The sequence below is a fragment of the Marixanthomonas spongiae genome, from assembly GCF_003095375.1.
Taxonomy (GTDB): Bacteria; Bacteroidota; Bacteroidia; order Flavobacteriales; family Flavobacteriaceae; genus Marixanthomonas; species Marixanthomonas spongiae.
Genome location: NZ_QEHR01000003.1, coordinates 243691 through 259924, shown reverse-complemented (window position 1 = coordinate 259924; position 16234 = coordinate 243691). Strand labels below are relative to the sequence as shown.

General features: G+C 42.9%; 9 protein-coding genes. All 9 read right to left on the bottom strand.

All coding sequences use genetic code 11. The features are described from left to right. Positions 1-2 precede the first annotated feature (2 nt). The 9 genes from DDV96_RS05810 to DDV96_RS05770 all read right to left on the bottom strand — a co-directional run bounded on the left by DDV96_RS05810 (position 3) and on the right by DDV96_RS05770 (position 16063). Complete coding sequence (locus DDV96_RS05810) at positions 3-1853, bottom strand: flavohemoglobin expression-modulating QEGLA motif protein (RefSeq protein ID WP_116693813.1); 1851 nt, start codon at positions 1851-1853, stop codon at positions 3-5. Between the two features lie 146 nt (positions 1854-1999). Beyond that, a complete protein-coding gene (gene asnB / locus DDV96_RS05805; protein WP_116693812.1) occupies positions 2000-3694 on the bottom strand; it encodes an asparagine synthase B in 1695 nt (564 codons plus the stop codon). Positions 3695-4084: 390 nt separating this feature from the next. Further along, positions 4085-4609 (bottom strand): hypothetical protein, encoded by a 525-nt coding sequence (locus DDV96_RS05800; protein ID WP_133240818.1) that lies wholly within the window; start codon positions 4607-4609, stop codon positions 4085-4087. A gap of 67 nt (positions 4610-4676) precedes the next feature. Continuing rightward, positions 4677-7091: an alpha-ketoacid dehydrogenase subunit alpha/beta gene (locus DDV96_RS05795; protein WP_116693810.1), complete on the bottom strand. Its 2415-nt coding sequence runs from the start codon at positions 7089-7091 to the stop codon at positions 4677-4679. A gap of 160 nt (positions 7092-7251) precedes the next feature. Next, on the bottom strand, positions 7252-10065 hold the full coding sequence (locus DDV96_RS05790) for a gluzincin family metallopeptidase (protein ID WP_116693809.1): 2814 nt from the start codon (positions 10063-10065) through the stop codon (positions 7252-7254). Next, positions 10062-11234, bottom strand: coding sequence for a hypothetical protein (locus DDV96_RS05785; protein WP_133240817.1), 1173 nt, complete (start codon positions 11232-11234; stop codon positions 10062-10064). The genes DDV96_RS05790 and DDV96_RS05785 overlap by 4 nt, the downstream gene beginning before the upstream one ends. 93 nt (positions 11235-11327) lie before the next feature. Then, positions 11328-12017: an LOG family protein gene (locus tag DDV96_RS05780; RefSeq protein ID WP_116693807.1), complete on the bottom strand. Its 690-nt coding sequence runs from the start codon at positions 12015-12017 to the stop codon at positions 11328-11330. 119 nt (positions 12018-12136) lie between these two features. Then, a complete protein-coding gene (gene uvrA / locus DDV96_RS05775; protein WP_116693806.1) occupies positions 12137-14971 on the bottom strand; it encodes an excinuclease ABC subunit UvrA in 2835 nt (944 codons plus the stop codon). 93 nt (positions 14972-15064) lie between these two features. Further along, entirely contained in the window at positions 15065-16063 is a 999-nt protein-coding gene (locus tag DDV96_RS05770) for a hypothetical protein (RefSeq protein WP_116693805.1), read from the bottom strand. Positions 16064-16234: the final 171 nt, after the last annotated feature.

Below are 16234 nucleotides of genomic sequence, written 5' to 3'. Positions count from 1 at the left end.
TTTTATATCATTTTAGAAAGGGCCAACCCTTGTTTTATATGGTCTATTTTTTTGTTGAAACCTGGAGATGTGAGATACCTTGGTTTTAGTTTTGGAGGGGTCAACAATCCCCTATCGGTCAAATCTTCGATGACTTCTACGTGCTTTAAAGCGAATTTTCCCGCCAGTAACGGCTCCAGTTCGCCATCATCTATTAAATAATCACGCAGCTCTACCAGCCCCTTGAGATAAATAATATCTTTTAAAAAGCCGCCACCTTGAAACATCCTAGAGGTAATATTAAAAGCATTTTCTTTTGAAAATCCATATTGCGTATGCAATAAGCTAAACACCTGCTTAAAATCGGCTCCATCCAAAAGCGCATCGCCTGCGACCACGCGCCCGGCCAAGATTCTAAGCCGGTTTCCCGAAAGTCCGCCAATTAAATACTCTGAGAGTACGGCAATCCCTTCTTGCAGGGCATCATAATCGGCAAAACCTGCTGCCATCTGGCTTAACGATTGTTGACTGCCGTTGTAGTATGTTAAGGCGTGGGTACCTATTTCGTGCTGTAATAAAGCGGCTGCCCCATTTTTTGTCATGGTGTAATCGGAGGGCAGGTACAGTTCGCCTTGCGAGACCATCATAATGTTCACATCGTCTCGAATGTGGATGTTTCCATTGTAATCAGGGCTTTGCTTTTTAAAATATTCAAATTCCCTTTCGGCCATTTTTGCAAATGCCTTGGCATCGATGTCTTGCCGTTCTTCTTGTGAATGGTCTTCATCGATATTCTGAAGTATCAGTTTGGCCTCGGTCAATACATTTGGATCAATTCCTTTATACAAACGGACGCTGCTGTAAAAGAAGTTTTTTGAACCCCGTTCTTTTAGCATGGTAAGCTGTTGGTCTATTTCTTCTCGTTTTTCGTCAAAAAGGTAGGAGAGGGCGGGGTCGTCTATTTCGTCTATCCTTAAATTATAGAGTTTGCGTTTCAAAATATCCGGATCTACCGGAAGCAAACGGTAATGGTAGGCGCCTATTTCTTCAAAATTGGTTTCAAAAAAACGTTTGCGAAGTGCTTGGATGTTCACGGGGGCAATCAACAATAAAAATTGATAGCTCAATTGAATTTCAGTAAGCTGTTTATCTATTTTAAATACTTCGGAATGAATATCACGTTTTCCCAGCGCATGAAAATTGGTGAGTTTTGAAGTGGTCTGTACCCGTATAAATTCAAAAATGGCTTTTTGGATGGCTTCAATTAAACTGTCCCTAAATTTTCTGAAATAGACCGGATAAACATTATCGTCCGCGTCGCGGTAAACAGGTGGCACTTCAAGGCCAATCAAAGTTCCACCTTTGGCCTTGATGTCTTTAATACTGAAAAGCGGCGTTACGGCTTCCAGTTGGCGTTGTTTGGTCTGCTCGATACGTGCGGTAAGCTGAACATTGTATTTTCGGCTGGGGATCTTGCAAAGTTCATCTTTTAGAACGTCCAAGGAAACCGGCAGTTTGTGTGAAGGCCCACGGATGACAAATTCGTGGCTGTTGGTTTCCCCACTGAAAATTTCCAATAAAATGAAAGAACCGAATTTAGCCGCCATTTTTTCGGTCAACACCGAAATAAATTCCTGGAAAAAGTCGAAATGCTCTTCCCCAATAATCAAATAAGAGGCTCCGCTCCGGGCCAAACGCAATGTGGCCTTGTCATTTGGTTTTTTTCTGTAGATAAGCAAAGAAGGCACATCGTGCTCCAAAAATAAATAACCGTCATGCGGTAATGGGCAAACAGTGCGTTCGCCGGGAGTAAGATCGTTTAAAATCTTGTTTATTTTAGAGGTAGTTTTAGTTGTTTCGGTTGTGGTTGTCATTTTGTATGGAAATTTAATGGTAGTAAATGCTTCCATACCTCAAGATAAAAAAACACCCCGGTGCAATCGGGGTGTTTAAAAAATGTTTAACTGTAAATTAGCAAGCAAAACGGTATTTGTTAAAATTATAAGGCATTAGTGATGAGTTAATTGCTATACGCATCACTATGCACATTGGCAACGGCCCGTCCGCTGGGGTCGTTCATGTTTTTAAAACTCTCGTCCCATTCTAACGCCGCGGGACTGCTGCACGCCACTGATGGGACCGATGGCACGCTCAACGCCGCCGTATCACTGGGAAAATGCTCGGCAAAAATGGTTCGGTAATAAAATTCCTCTTTGCTGGTGGGCGTTTGGATGGGGAATTTATAATGGGCGTTCTCCATTTGATCGTCGCTTACTTGCTCGTTAACCATTTCCTTTAAGGTGTCGATCCAACTGTAGCCCACACCATCACTGAACTGTTCTTTCTGGCGCCACGCCACGCTTTCGGGCAACATGTCTTCAAATGCTTTTCGCAGCACCCATTTTTCCATAGCCCGTTTCGAACGCTCATCGAGAGAATCACCATTTATCATTTTATCTTTTGGGTTTAAGCGCATCGCCACATCCATAAATTCTTTGTCCAAAAAGGGCACCCTGCCTTCAATGCCCCAAGCAGCCAAGCTCTTGTTGGCCCGCAAACAGTCGTATTGGTGCAGTTTATCGAGCTTTCTAACGGTTTCTTTATGAAATTCTTCAGCATTGGGCGCTTTGTGAAAATAAAGGTAGCCCCCAAATATCTCGTCGCTGCCCTCACCGCTCAACACCATTTTAATCCCCAACGATTTTATGGCCCTTGCCATTAAAAACATAGGCGTTGATGCTCTAATGGTTGTAATATCGTATGTTTCCAAATGGTAAATGACGTCCCGAATGGCATCGATCCCTTCTTGGATGGTAAACTTGATTTCATGGTGCACGGTATCTAAATGCTCGGCTACTTTTTTGGCAGCAGCCAAATCTGGGCTGCCTTCCAGCCCAATGGCAAACGAATGTAGCCTAGGGTACCAAGCATGTTCGGTATCGCCGGTTTCAATGCGTTTATCGGCATATTTTTTTGCCAGAGCAGAAGTGATGGAAGAGTCCAAACCGCCCGAAAGCAACACGCCATAAGGCACATCGCTCATCAATTGGCGGTGAACGGCAGCGTCCAAGGCCTCTCGTAGTTCTTGAATGTTGGTTTCATTGTCTTTTACAGCATCGTATTCCATCCAGTCGCGGGTGTACCATCGTGTCAGTTCGCCTTCCTTACTGTACAGATAATGTCCTGGAGGGAAAAGTTCGATTTTGGTACAGATGCCTTCTAAGGCTTTTAATTCGGAAGCCACGTAAAAGGTCCCGTTTTGGTCCCAGCCCATATACAATGGAATAATGCCCATGTGGTCGCGGGCAATTAAATATTCATCTGCTTCTACATCGTAGATGGCAAAACCGAAAATACCGTTTAAATCATCTAAAAAACCACTTCCTTTTTCCTTGAAAAGCGGTAAGATGACTTCACAATCCGATTTTGTTTGAAACTCGTAGTTTTCAGTAAGCTGTTCGCGCAGTTCCAGATGATTGTAAATTTCGCCATTGGCGGCCAATACCAATTTGTTGTCTTTGCTGAAAAGCGGCTGTTTTCCCGAAGTTGGGTCCACAATGGCCAAGCGCTCATGCGCCATAATGGCTTTGTCATTGTCGAAAATCCCGCTCCAGTCCGGCCCGCGGTGACGAATACATTTACTCATTGACAATAGCTGTAAGCGCAAGGCTTCAGCTGGTTCTTTTAGTTTAAAAGCACATACAATTCCACACATAATAATTCCCGCAAAGGCCGGAACCTTTTAAGATGCCCAACCCCTTTAGCGGTCTCCTTGATTTAGTTAGTATTTGATTTAGTTGATTTCATATTGTTGGTATTATTTTCCTCTTTCGCTAGAGGTTCAGAGGACTTTTTACAGACAGCCATAAAAAGAAAAACCCGTCAAGTTTCAAAAACCTGACGGGCGGAATATCGCGACAAGTTTTTGCTACGGCAACGGGTTATTATTGTTGTTATTTACGTTGAAAAGTATCATAAACTTGTATTTTTCTATTTTGGTTGTTTGTAAATATTCATTAAAAAAAATGTAAAATCCAAATTTAGTGGCCTGTTTTTTTTGAATTAATTGGTCAAAATGAACGATAAACGCAATTAAAACAAGACCTTAACGGTCAAATAAAATAAGTTCTACAGGAAGCGTTTCTTTAGGAATTTGATTTCCGTTTATATCGTAATAGGTATGTAATACGGCTGTATTTTTCCGTAAATGGATGCGGTATATTTCTCTTTTTGGTGCATAGAGCGTAATAAAATCGGCACGTTCCACGTCATAGTCTTTATAGTCAAACTGAAGTTTCAGCCGGACGGTTTCAGGAATGGTTTCGGCTAACATAAATTCTGAATGGAATATTAATGTGCCATTGGGAAGATAGGAAGCCGAAGACCCAGGTCTTCCGTCTTCTTCAAATATTGAAATATAGCGTACGACCTTGTCATCGGTGGCATCAAACCCTTTTTGAAGCTGCCATTCTGAAATAAATCCACCGGGGAATAAAGTATCTTGATTGGACAAAACAGCTTGCGGAACATCAGATTCTGCAATGGTCGGTTGATTCCGATTTACATCCTGAGCCTTTGCGAACAAAGGAAAGCAAACCAACAGGATAATCAGTAGTGTAGTGTTTTTCATGGTCATTGTTTTTTATAAATTCAATATAATATACAAAGACAACAGGTAGAAAAACAGTACTTTATGACTATCTTAACTTTGGAAAATCTTCTGGTTTCGCTTCATGAATAATGGCATAGACCTTTTCAAACACATCTTCTACCGATGGTTTGGTAAAGTAATCCCCATCGGTTCCATACGCCGGGCGGTGGGCTTTGGCGGTCAAAGTTTGTGGTTTGCTGTCTAAATAACGATATCCATTCTGTTTTTCAACAATAGTATTCAAAATATAAGCCGCGGCTCCTCCCGGAACATCTTCATCTATCACCAACAACCGGTTGGTCTTGGCCACGCTTTTTACCATATCTTCATGAAGGTCGAGCGGTAGCAGGGACTGAATATCGATAATTTCAGCATCGATACCAACTTGCTGTAATTCTTTGGCTGCTTCCTCAACCACGCGCAAGGTACTTCCGTAGGAAACCAAGGTAATATCTTCCCCTTCTTTAACCGTTTCCACAAACCCGATTGGCGTCCGGAAATCTCCCAGATTGCTCGGCATTTTTTCCTTTAAACGATATCCGTTTAAACACTCAACAATTAAAGCGGGTTCATCGGTTTCAAGCAACGTATTGTAGAAACCTGCGGCTTTGGTCATATTTCTGGGAACCAACACGTACATGCCGCGCAATAAGTGAATTAAACCGCCCATTTGTGAGCCACTGTGCCAGATGCCTTCCAAGCGGTGGCCACGGGTACGCACGATCAACGGTGCTTTTTGCGTACCGTTGGTGCGGTAACGCAAGGTGGCTAGATCGTCGCTCATTATTTGTAGGCAATACAAGATATAGTCCAAATACTGTATCTCGGCAATGGGACGAAGGCCTCGCATCGCCATCCCGATGCCTTGGCCTAAAATAGTGGCTTCGCGAATCCCGGCATCGGCAACGCGCAATTTTCCATGTTTGTCCTGCAGGCCTTCCAAGCCTTGGTTTACATCGCCAATCTCGCCGCTGTCTTCCCCAAATATGAGGGAATTAGGGTGGTTGCTGAAAATAGCATCAAAATTATCCCGAAGCACCACACGACCGTCAACTTCTTCGGCCTCATTGTCGTATTCTGGTTTTATTTCGGCGATGGTCTTGGCGTTTTCTTCAGCTTCGGAATAAAGGTGGGCACTGTATTTCGGCTGAATGGTTTCGTAATAATTTTCAATCCAATCGATCAATTGCCTTTTTTCTGCGCTATCTTCTGAAGTTACATAGCGCAATGCTTTTCTGGCGGCTCCCAATATCGTTTTTCGAAGGGGCTCCGTATCGGATGCCAAATCGTTCTTTATCTTTTCAATGAAATTTTTGTTCTGGCTGCTTTCGGCGAGATTGCCCAATAAGGTTACCGCCTCTTGCTGTTCTTTCTTTTGCGGTGCCAAAAAGGCTTTTAAGGCTGCTTTTTTGCCATCCCGAACCTCTTTTTTGATGTTTTTTTCAATTTCTGAAAGCTCCTCATCGGTTGCGATGTCGTTTTCGATCATCCACTGGCGCATTTTTGCGTTACAGTCGTGCTCGGCTTCCCATTCCAACCGCTCTTTGCTTTTGTAGCGTTCGTGGCTCCCGCTGGTACTGTGGCCTTGCGGTTGGGTAAGTTCCTGAACGTGGATCAACACCGGTACGTGCTCTTCCCGGGCAATGTTCCCGGCCTTTTGGTAAGCTTCAACGAGTTCGGGGTAGTTCCATCCTTTAACCCTTATAATTTCGTAGCCTTTTTCGTCTTCGGTACGTTGAAAGCCCTTTAATATTTCAGAAATATTCTCTTTGGTGGTTTGGTACTTGGCATGGACCGAAATACCGTATTCATCGTCCCAGATATTGATGACCATCGGCACTTGCAACACCCCGGCCGCATTGATGGTTTCCCAAAACAGCCCTTCACTGGTGCTGGCGTTGCCAATGGTGCCCCAAGCGACTTCATTTCCGTTGATGGAAAAATTGGTCTTGTCCTTAATTCCCTTAACATTTCTGAAAATCTTGGAAGCCTGTGCCAATCCCAATAAACGTGGCATTTGCCCGGCAGTGGGTGAAATATCGGCACTGCTGTTTTTTTGTGCGGTAAGGTTTTTCCAGCTTCCATCCTTGTTCAAACTATGCGTAGCAAAATGCCCGCCCATTTGGCGACCAGCGCTCATAGGGTCTGCCTCAATGTCTGAATGCCCGTAAAGCCCTGCAAAAAACTGTTGTATTGTCAACTGGCCAATGGCCATCATAAAGGTTTGGTCGCGGTAGTACCCACTTCGCCAATCGCCATTTTTAAAAGCTTTAGCCCATGCCAATTGCGGTACTTCTTTACCATCGCCAAAAATCCCGAATTTTGCCTTTCCCGTCAATACTTCGCGGCGCCCCAAAAGGCTGCATTCGCGGCTGGTGACCGCAATTTTATAATCGGAAAGCACTTCGGCTTTAAAATCTTCGAAAGAAAGGTCTTTGTTGGTTTTTGGGTCTGTTTGCATAGTCTGGGTTTTGAGTTGCAAAAGTAGCGAAAATCAAGGGATTTTGCAATCTAAGATTCGTATTGAATTGTTAACAAATCGCTTTAAATGATGTTGATTACATAAAATAAAGCTTCGTTTTAACAAAGTTGGTGAAAAACCCTAAGTCAAACGGAGTCGATCAATACCATTTTCTCGTAAACAACCCTAACAAGGTACGTAAATCCAAGGTAACGATAAAACGGATGCGCTGGTCGTAATTTTCAAGTCCGGGCTCCCAGCCGAGGTTTGAATATAACGGGAAGTAGAGTTCAAAATAATCGGCCACCAAACTTAAACGGATTCCCGTATCAAAAACCCCTTGCGTGCCTTTGTCCGTATTGTGGATAAGCCCTGCATCGCCATAGGCATAAATCCATTTCCAAATATTGGTGCTGGCATTCACGGTGGTTATCCAACTGTTGGCATATTTTGGTGTCAATTGCGATTTAAAGCCACCTTCGGCAACAATCAATTGCTGGCTGAACAGGCCGCTTTGTTCGCTTCTTCCGTAGTAATTATAATCAAAAAGGTAATCTGTGGGTCTGTCCAATGCAAAACTGAAGAAATCTTCGTCTTCCCGTGTATCATTGAACAGAAAGGCTCCCGCAAAAAAACGGAGGTTCAACTGGCGGTTGTTTAAAAAGAGTTTTCGGTATTCCAAGGTGGTGGAAATCTTACTGAATTTCGCTGAAATTTCATAATCCATAACCCCTTTAAAATAATTGATCAAATTAGGGTTTGAATACACGTACTGAAGATTGAACACACTGTAATTGGGGTCTTGATTTGGATCGTTTGGGTTTTCGTCCCTAATAACGTTTACGCTCCTTAAGTTGATAAACTGCTTTTCGTTGTCGCGTAAATCCTTATTTCGGAAAGCAAAGGTCATAAACGGGGTGAACCTTCGGTAAAACAAGTCGCGGTCGTACGAAAAATAGCTCCCGGAAAACCCGTACCGCATAGAGTACAACGATTCTTTGTCCAGGTTTTGGGTATAGACAAGTGAGCCGCTCCCGATAATTGTTTTTGACCTAAGCCCAATTTGTGGTGTAAACTTATAATGAAACCCTTTGGCTAGCACCGTTTTATTATAGACTTTCGGCCCTAATACAAAACCATCGTAGAGGTTGTATTGAAACTCTGGCATAAAAAACACTTGGTTGTACCGCGAATCGCCCACATCTTGAAACAACCTAAATTGTAACGGACGGTTTAACAACCCTTTCACCGCCTTGTAATTGTTGCGCTGGTTATACTCAGGGATGGTTTTTTCGTAATTGAGCACCAACTTCCTTACGTCTTTTTTGGGTACGGTTACCGTAGCGATACTATCCACGGGCAACAACCACTTTTTAAAAACAATACTGTCATTGTTGATTCCGTAAAGCGAAACGGGCATCTTGTTTTTACGGGTGTTCTTAACGGTTACGCTTAGCGAATCACCTTCCTTCTCCACGTTTTTTATTCTGAAATCAATAGTGGTGCGGGTGTCAATGTAATCTGTGAAGAACCAATTGACGGGCAAGCGGGTGTTTTTCTGAAGTGTTTCCTGAAAAGCCTTCGGTTTAACGGGTTTCAGTTTGTATTCGCTATAAAATTCTGAAATGCTTTTTGAAACGGTTTCTTTTCCCAAATAATCTGAAAGATATTTAAGCCCAGCCCCTCCGTAGTAGTCGTTTGCGATATTTTTATTGAATTTCAGCAACGAGTCACGGGAAGTCGTCAAAGCTTGCTGTAAATTGTTTCGGGCCATGTTTTGGTACAGCAAGGGGTATTGATCGTTAAATTCCAAATCGGCTGCGTGGGCCCAACGGATGACCCAAAAATCGCTCAAACTGCCCAGTATCTTCATTTTAGGGTAATACGTGTCCACATAGTCCATCATTAAATGGATTTGCAGCGCGCCGGTTAACCAACTATCCTTCCTGGGGTTGAGCGGCAAAGTGGTTTCAAGGTATTTTCTTGTTATGGTTTTAAGCTGCTCCATATCGTACTCAAAGCCGGCAGGGAAGGGGCTTATGAAATCTGGGAGTTGATTAAGGCCGTAAACAGGGCTGTTGCGATAGTCTGCTTCGCTGATCACCATTTTTTTGAAAGGATATTCCCCAAGTTTCCGATCTAAAAAATGAACGATCCGGTCCACCGCCAAAGCACTTATCTGCGGTGATATTTTCTCGTCCCGCAAGTTGGTGATAACGGTGAATTTATCGGTTTCAATCGTTTGAAACGAGGATTTTTTTTCAAGATAGATTGTTGCCTGGTTGCGATTATCGCCCTGTAAGCGGATGGTTTTTTTACCTTCTGAAACCGTTTCAGAAAGTACATTGAAATCTGAAACAAGCCTATATGCTTTCGGCACCTCAAACGCAATAGAAAAAGAAGAGGGCGTTAAAAAAAGATCGTTGGTGTTTTTATTGCTGTAAGCTTGCCAGCCATTATCGAAAACGGCGGGCGCAATATACCAATAGCGTAATTTATAATCACCGTTGCCAGTTATCCCAAAACGCGTGAACTTGCTGCTCGGTAACTTCACGGTGTACATCAGGTTGATGGTAAAAGTCGCGCCGGGCATAATTGGTTTTTTGGGACTCACTTTTATAATATCCACAGCCTCTCCCCGTTCCCAATCCAAAGGGGTATTTGTGGTATCAGTAATGCTGTAAACTGTTGTTTTACCGCGGTCTTCTTTTTTTTCAAAATGAAAAGAGCTGTTGTAATTTTCGGCAAAGCGTTTGGCCAAGGGTGTGGTTTTGCTCGAAAAACTATTGCCCCAATCGTTCAAATACACTTCGTGCCACGCAATGGTGGAATTGTTTTTAAAAACTATCTGTTGGGTGATATTGATGCTTTTCGCTTCCGGTTTTAAGGTCGCGTTTATGGTAATATCAAACTGCGCCCCTGCGGAAACTGCAATCAACAACCCAAGTACCGTTATGAAAAAGCGTGTCTTCAAGAAGTCTTCACAAATTTTAAGGGTTTGTCTTGCAGCCCGGTTTGTAGGTAGTAAATACCATCTGCCAAATGGGAAACAGGAATGAAAATGGTTTTTTCTGAAGTGTTTATAGGGTGTTCCAGAACTTTCTGCCCTAAAACGTTATAGATGGAAAACATGCTGTTTTCAAGAATTTGTGTTTTTACAAGTACTTTTAACAATGTTTTTGCCAAGGTGTTCTCAATTGAGATAGTTAATGCATTCCCCTCAAAATCCGTTCCGCTCAAGATGATATCTTTGTTGGTTTGCAGCTCCATTACCACCGGAAGGTGATCGCTCATATTGTAGAGATCGTTCCGTAATGTTTCTGAAAAATCGCCAGTGCAATCGGGGCTGTTAACACTGTTATTGAAACAATTTCCGTTATTTCCAAAGGCTTGGTAGCTGCCTTCCACATACTTCAGTTTAGGATTGGTTTGCATGTTTTCAGAAATCAAAATAAAATCGAACCGATCGTCCATCCCGCCACCGGCACCGGCCCCAAAAGGCCCTGAACTTAATCGGGTGCTTTGGGTGTGCACTTGCTTAAAGTTACTGTTGTTGTGCCACAATCCCGGGGTATCCGCAGGATCGACCATGGTAATGACATTGGTGGGGTCCAATAATTCTTGATAGGCCGGTTCGGTAGAGCTGTACAGGTTCAGGTCGCCCGAAAACACAACAAACGAATTGGGGTTCAATTCTTCCAGTTCATTGGTAAACCGTTGTACCATCTGCAACCGTTTTTGTTCGTTTTCCCCACCTGAACTTGCTTTTAAATGGGTTACAAAAAGCTCGACCAACAAAGGATCGCTTCTTTTGTTTGCGGTATTCGCTTGTAAGGTGTAATGGTTGATGTCGCGTACGTTTGTTGTGATTATTTCATTGCCGAGAAGTGTAAACTTTGATTTCCTGAAAAAAATAAGCTGTTGTAGATCGGCGTAACCTGATTGGTTTTCAAAATACGCGGCCCTTTCGTAATTGTTGCCTTCGTCGTTCAAGGAAGTGTTCAAAATTTCATCGGCTCCCGCTTCACTTTGCAGTTCGCACACCATAAAGATATCGGGCTCGTATTGGTCTATAATGTTTTGTAGGATTAAAGACCTGTTTGGCGGTAAGGCCTCGGGAAATTCCAGAAGATTATAGAACATGATTTTGATCGTGCTTTGCGATAAAGCAGCAAAACTGACCAAAAAACAACTGAATACGATTAACTTTTTCAGCATATAGGGGAGGCGTATCGATTAAAAGTTAGGACTAAGGTTGTATTCGTCGTAAAACTGGTTCAAAATGTCGAGCACTTCGTCTTCGTGATCCACAATGTGAACGAGGTCCAAATCTTCAGCACTTACATTGTTGTTTGCATCGAGCAAGGTTTCTTTAACCCATTTCCACAAACCGCCCCAAAATTCGGTGCCTACCAAGATCAATGGGAATTTATCTATTTTATGGGTTTGTATTAAGGTAAGGGCTTCAAAAAACTCATCTAAAGTCCCAAAGCCACCGGGCATGACCACAAATCCTTGCGAATATTTGACAAACATGACCTTTCGCACAAAAAAATAGTCGAAATCAATACTTTTATCGCTGTCAATATAAGGATTGTCATGCTGCTCAAAAGGCAGTGTGATGTTAAGCCCAACTGAAGTTCCGCCAGCCAAATGTGCGCCTTTGTTACCGGCTTCCATAATACCGGGCCCACCACCGGTAATCACGCCATAGCCGTTGTTGGTTATTTTTTCGGCAATGCGCTCTGCCAGTTTATAATATTTATGGTCGGGTTTGGTACGAGCCGAACCAAAAATGGACACACAAGGGCCAATCCGGCTCAATTTTTCATAACCGCCTACAAATTCGCCCATGATCTTGAAAATGGCCCAAGAATCATTCGTCTTTACTAAGTTCCAGTTTTTATTTTTTTGTTCGTTTCTCATGCTATGTCTATTGTATTTTCTTTCTGGCTTATTGTTTTTTTAATTACATATCAGTTCGAGTGAAATTGCAAGCGCATTAGCGATTGGAATTTAGTATCGAGAACCCATCAATTTTCCTATCACGAAAGTAATTCTTTTTTAAGAAACCGCGCCGTATGGCTTTTTTTGTTATTCACAAGTTCTTCAGGCGTACCTGTGGCAATTACTTTTCCTCCTTTTTTTCCGCCTTCGGGCCCTATATCGATAATGTAATCCACGGCTTTAATAACATCTAGATTATGTTCTATAATAAGTACGGTATTTCCTTTTTTAACCAACTTGTTCAACACCAGCATCAATACTCTTATGTCCTCAAAATGAAGGCCTGTAGTGGGTTCGTCCAAGATGTAAAGAGTGTTGCCGGTACCGCGTTTTGACAATTCTGTAGCCAGCTTCACCCGTTGCGCCTCACCCCCCGAAAGTGTAGTGGACTGCTGTCCTAACGTTATGTAGCCCAAACCTACGTCTTGTATGGTTTTGAGTTTCCGGTAGATTTTAGGGATGTGTTCAAAAAACACGCAGGCTTCGTTAATGGTCATGCTCAACACATCGTAAATGGAGTTCCCTTTGTACCGAATTTCCAAGGTTTCGCGGTTAAACCGTTTTCCTTGGCAGGTCTCGCATTCCACATACACATCGGGCAAGAAATTCATTTCAATGACTTTTACGCCAGCACCCTTGCAGGTTTCGCAACGCCCGCCCTTTACATTGAAGCTGAAACGTCCCGGTTTATACCCCCGTATCATCGATTCGGGTATTTTGGCGAACAGGCTTCGTATTTCAGAAAAAACCCCGGTATATGTCGCCGGATTGGAACGCGGCGTACGGCCAATGGGCGATTGGTTGATGTCGATCACCTTGTCCAAATGTTCCAGCCCTTCAATTTTTTTGTACGGCATCGGCTTTTTAACCCCATTATAAATTTCGGCGTTTAAAATAGGGTAGAGGGTTTCGTTTATTAAAGTGGATTTCCCGCTTCCTGAAACGCCTGTGACGCCAATCATGGTACCCAACGGAAATTCCACCGTCACGTTTTTCAAGTTGTTTCCTGTGGCGCCAGAAAGCTTTAAGATTTTACCGTTGCCCTCCCTTCTTTTCTTTGGGACTTCAATTTCCTTGGTTCCGTTCAGGTAATCGGCGGTGAGCGTGCTGTGTTTCATGAGTTCTGAAGGTGTTCCTTCTGAAACAATCTCACCCCCGTGTTTTCCGGCTGCGGGGCCAATGTCGATCACGTAATCGGCACGTTCTATCATTTCTTTGTCATGTTCCACCACGAGAATGGAATTGCCAATGTCCCGAAGGGAAACCAAAGAATCAATTAACTTGTTGTTGTCGCGTTGGTGCAGGCCAATGCTGGGCTCATCGAGTATGTAGAGCACGCCCACCAATTGCGAACCAATTTGCGTGGCCAGCCTGATGCGTTGCGCTTCGCCACCGGATAACGATTTTGAACTTCGGTCGAGGGCCAAATACGTCAATCCCACATCGACCAAAAATTGAATGCGGGTGCGTACTTCCTTGATGATTTCCGAACCGATTTTAAGCTGTGTTTCACTTAAGTCTTTTTCTATGTTTTCAAACCATTTGGCCAATTCGATAATGTCCATCTGGGCCAATTGGGCGATGTTTTTATCGTTTACTTTAAAAAACAGCGACTCTTTCCGCAAGCGGCTTCCTTCGCATTCAGGACAGGTTACTTTGTCCATGTATTCCTTGGCCCAACGGCGTAGGGAACGGGATTCGTTTGCTTCAAAAGTATTCTGAAGGAACGTGGCGACCCCTTCAAAATCTATTTTGTACTTTCGGGTAATGCCTAGTGTTTTCGAATCAACTTCAAAAGCCGAATTACCTCCGTGGAAGATCATTTTTTTAGCATCTTCTGGGATGTTACTGAAGGGGTCGGTCAATTCAAAATCGAACTTCTGGGCGATGAGTTCCAATTGTTTGAATACCCAATTTTTCTTTTGTGGGCCATGCGGTGCCAGAGCGCCTTTTTTAATGGAGAGACTTTCATCCGGAACGATTTTCTTCAGGTTTACTTCATATAAAGTTCCCAATCCCTTACAGTTAGGACACATTCCTTTTGGCGAATTAAAGGAGAAATTGTTCGGTTCGGGGTTGGGGTACGATATCCCGGTGCTGGGGCACATGAGTGACCGGCTGAAAAAACGGGCTTTATCGGTTTCATGGTCCAAAACCATAAGCACATCATCGCCGTGATACATGGCGGTATTGATGGTTTCGGCAAGGCGTTTGCTGTTTTCTGTTTCGGGCGAAACCTTCAAGCGGTCGATAACGATCTCGATGTCGTGGGTTTTGTAGCGATCGGTGCGCATTCCTTTAACAATGTCCTTCACTTCGCCGTCCACCCGTACCTTTACAAATCCCTGCTTGGCAATTTGCTCGAACAGTTCGCGATAATGTCCTTTTCGGGAGCGGATAACGGGGGCCAAAACGCTTATCTTTTTTCCGTTGAATTCTTCAATGATGAGGTTTTTTATCTGTTCGTCGCTGTAACTTACCATCTTTTCGCCCGTATTGTAGCTGTACGCATCGCTGGCACGGGCGTAGAGCAACCGGAGAAAATCGTAAATTTCGGTAATCGTGCCCACGGTAGAACGCGGGCTTTTGCTGGTGGTTTTTTGCTCAATGGCGATAACCGGGGAAAGGCCGTCTATTTTATCGACGTCCGGCCGTTCCAAGCTCCCCAAAAATTGACGGGCATAAGCCGAAAATGTTTCAATATAACGGCGTTGGCCCTCAGCATAAATGGTATCGAAGGCCAAAGACGATTTACCACTGCCTGACAGCCCAGTAATGACCACCAAGTTGTCTCTTGGAATCGTAACATCGATGTCCTTTAAGTTGTGGACGCGCGCTCCTAAAACTTCAATAAAATCCTCATTTTTCGACATAGTTTGCAAAGGTACTCATTTGCATTGAAATTTTAAGCTCTGCATGAATCGGCTCTTTTGTTCTTCTGAAATTTTAAGAAAGAAAAACCGTAGTTATTTACTTTCCAAAAGTTGTGTTATAAACCTAAAAAAGGTGGTGCTTATGAAAAACACCAAACTAATGACAAATGCATAGCCAATGATTAAAATTACTATCGAGAATTTCAAAAGCAAAAAGGTCAAAGGCAACAACACGCCAAAAAAGACCAACAATAAAAAGAGAAGATACAGGTAACGGGTTGACGTGGGTATTTTTTTGGATGTCTGTTTTTGAAGTTGATATAGCTTGGGGATTAACTCTTTCGTGGCGTATTCCCCTAATTTGGACAAAAACACTTCGTTGAAAGAGGAGTCCTCAAAAACTTTGGTGTCTATGGAATTGGCAAGCAACATGATTTTTTCTTGGTGCCGCTCAAAAACCGCCTCGAGGTCCAAAGCATCTTTGTACGTCCCATATTTGTACCCAAAATAATACCATAACCCCGAGCCGCATTTGTGCTCCAACCATTTTTTAACGAGCTCTTTTTTATAGAAACTTGGGGCGACCACGCTTTCAGGGAGCTGTTTCTGTTTAGGATCGGTAAGCAACAGGGATTTTAGCTCCAAATACAGGTTTTCGGTATCGGCAAAATTGTTTTTTTCCTGAAGGAATTCAATCGCTAGTTTAGATTTTCCTTTGTAAAATTCCTTGACCTGAAAAAAAGTAAGTCCTGCAAATTCTACGTCTATGTATTCTTTCAATCCCGGCAACCATATTTTTGATTGCACTAAAAGTTCCACGATTTCCCTGAAATAGTTCATTTTTTGGATAAGCTGGTCTAAGCCGTCCATACCTGTTTTCCTGCTCTTCTTTAATCCCATGACAATTATTAGCAAGTATAGCATGATGAATAAGGCGAGAAATCCGCTTATTCCAATAAACAAGGAAGAAAGCTCAATGAGTTCCTGCTTAAACTGCAAGTCCCTCGTTGTTTTCTGCCAAAGCAAAAAGATAAGCCCAATACAAAGTAACCCACTAAACACCAAAGGAATAAGGGTGTACAAATCTTTCAAAAAAGATTTTTTTCTCATAGGTACTTTAAAAAATAAAACAATGTTCAGAGGTTATGGAGAAGAAGTGCCCGTCAAAATGACTTAGCAAGCTGTGTGTTCAAGAATAAGCGTAGAACAAAACAAGAAACTCCCCAGCTCTTGAAAATTGTTTAACATGCTCAAAAATAGTTA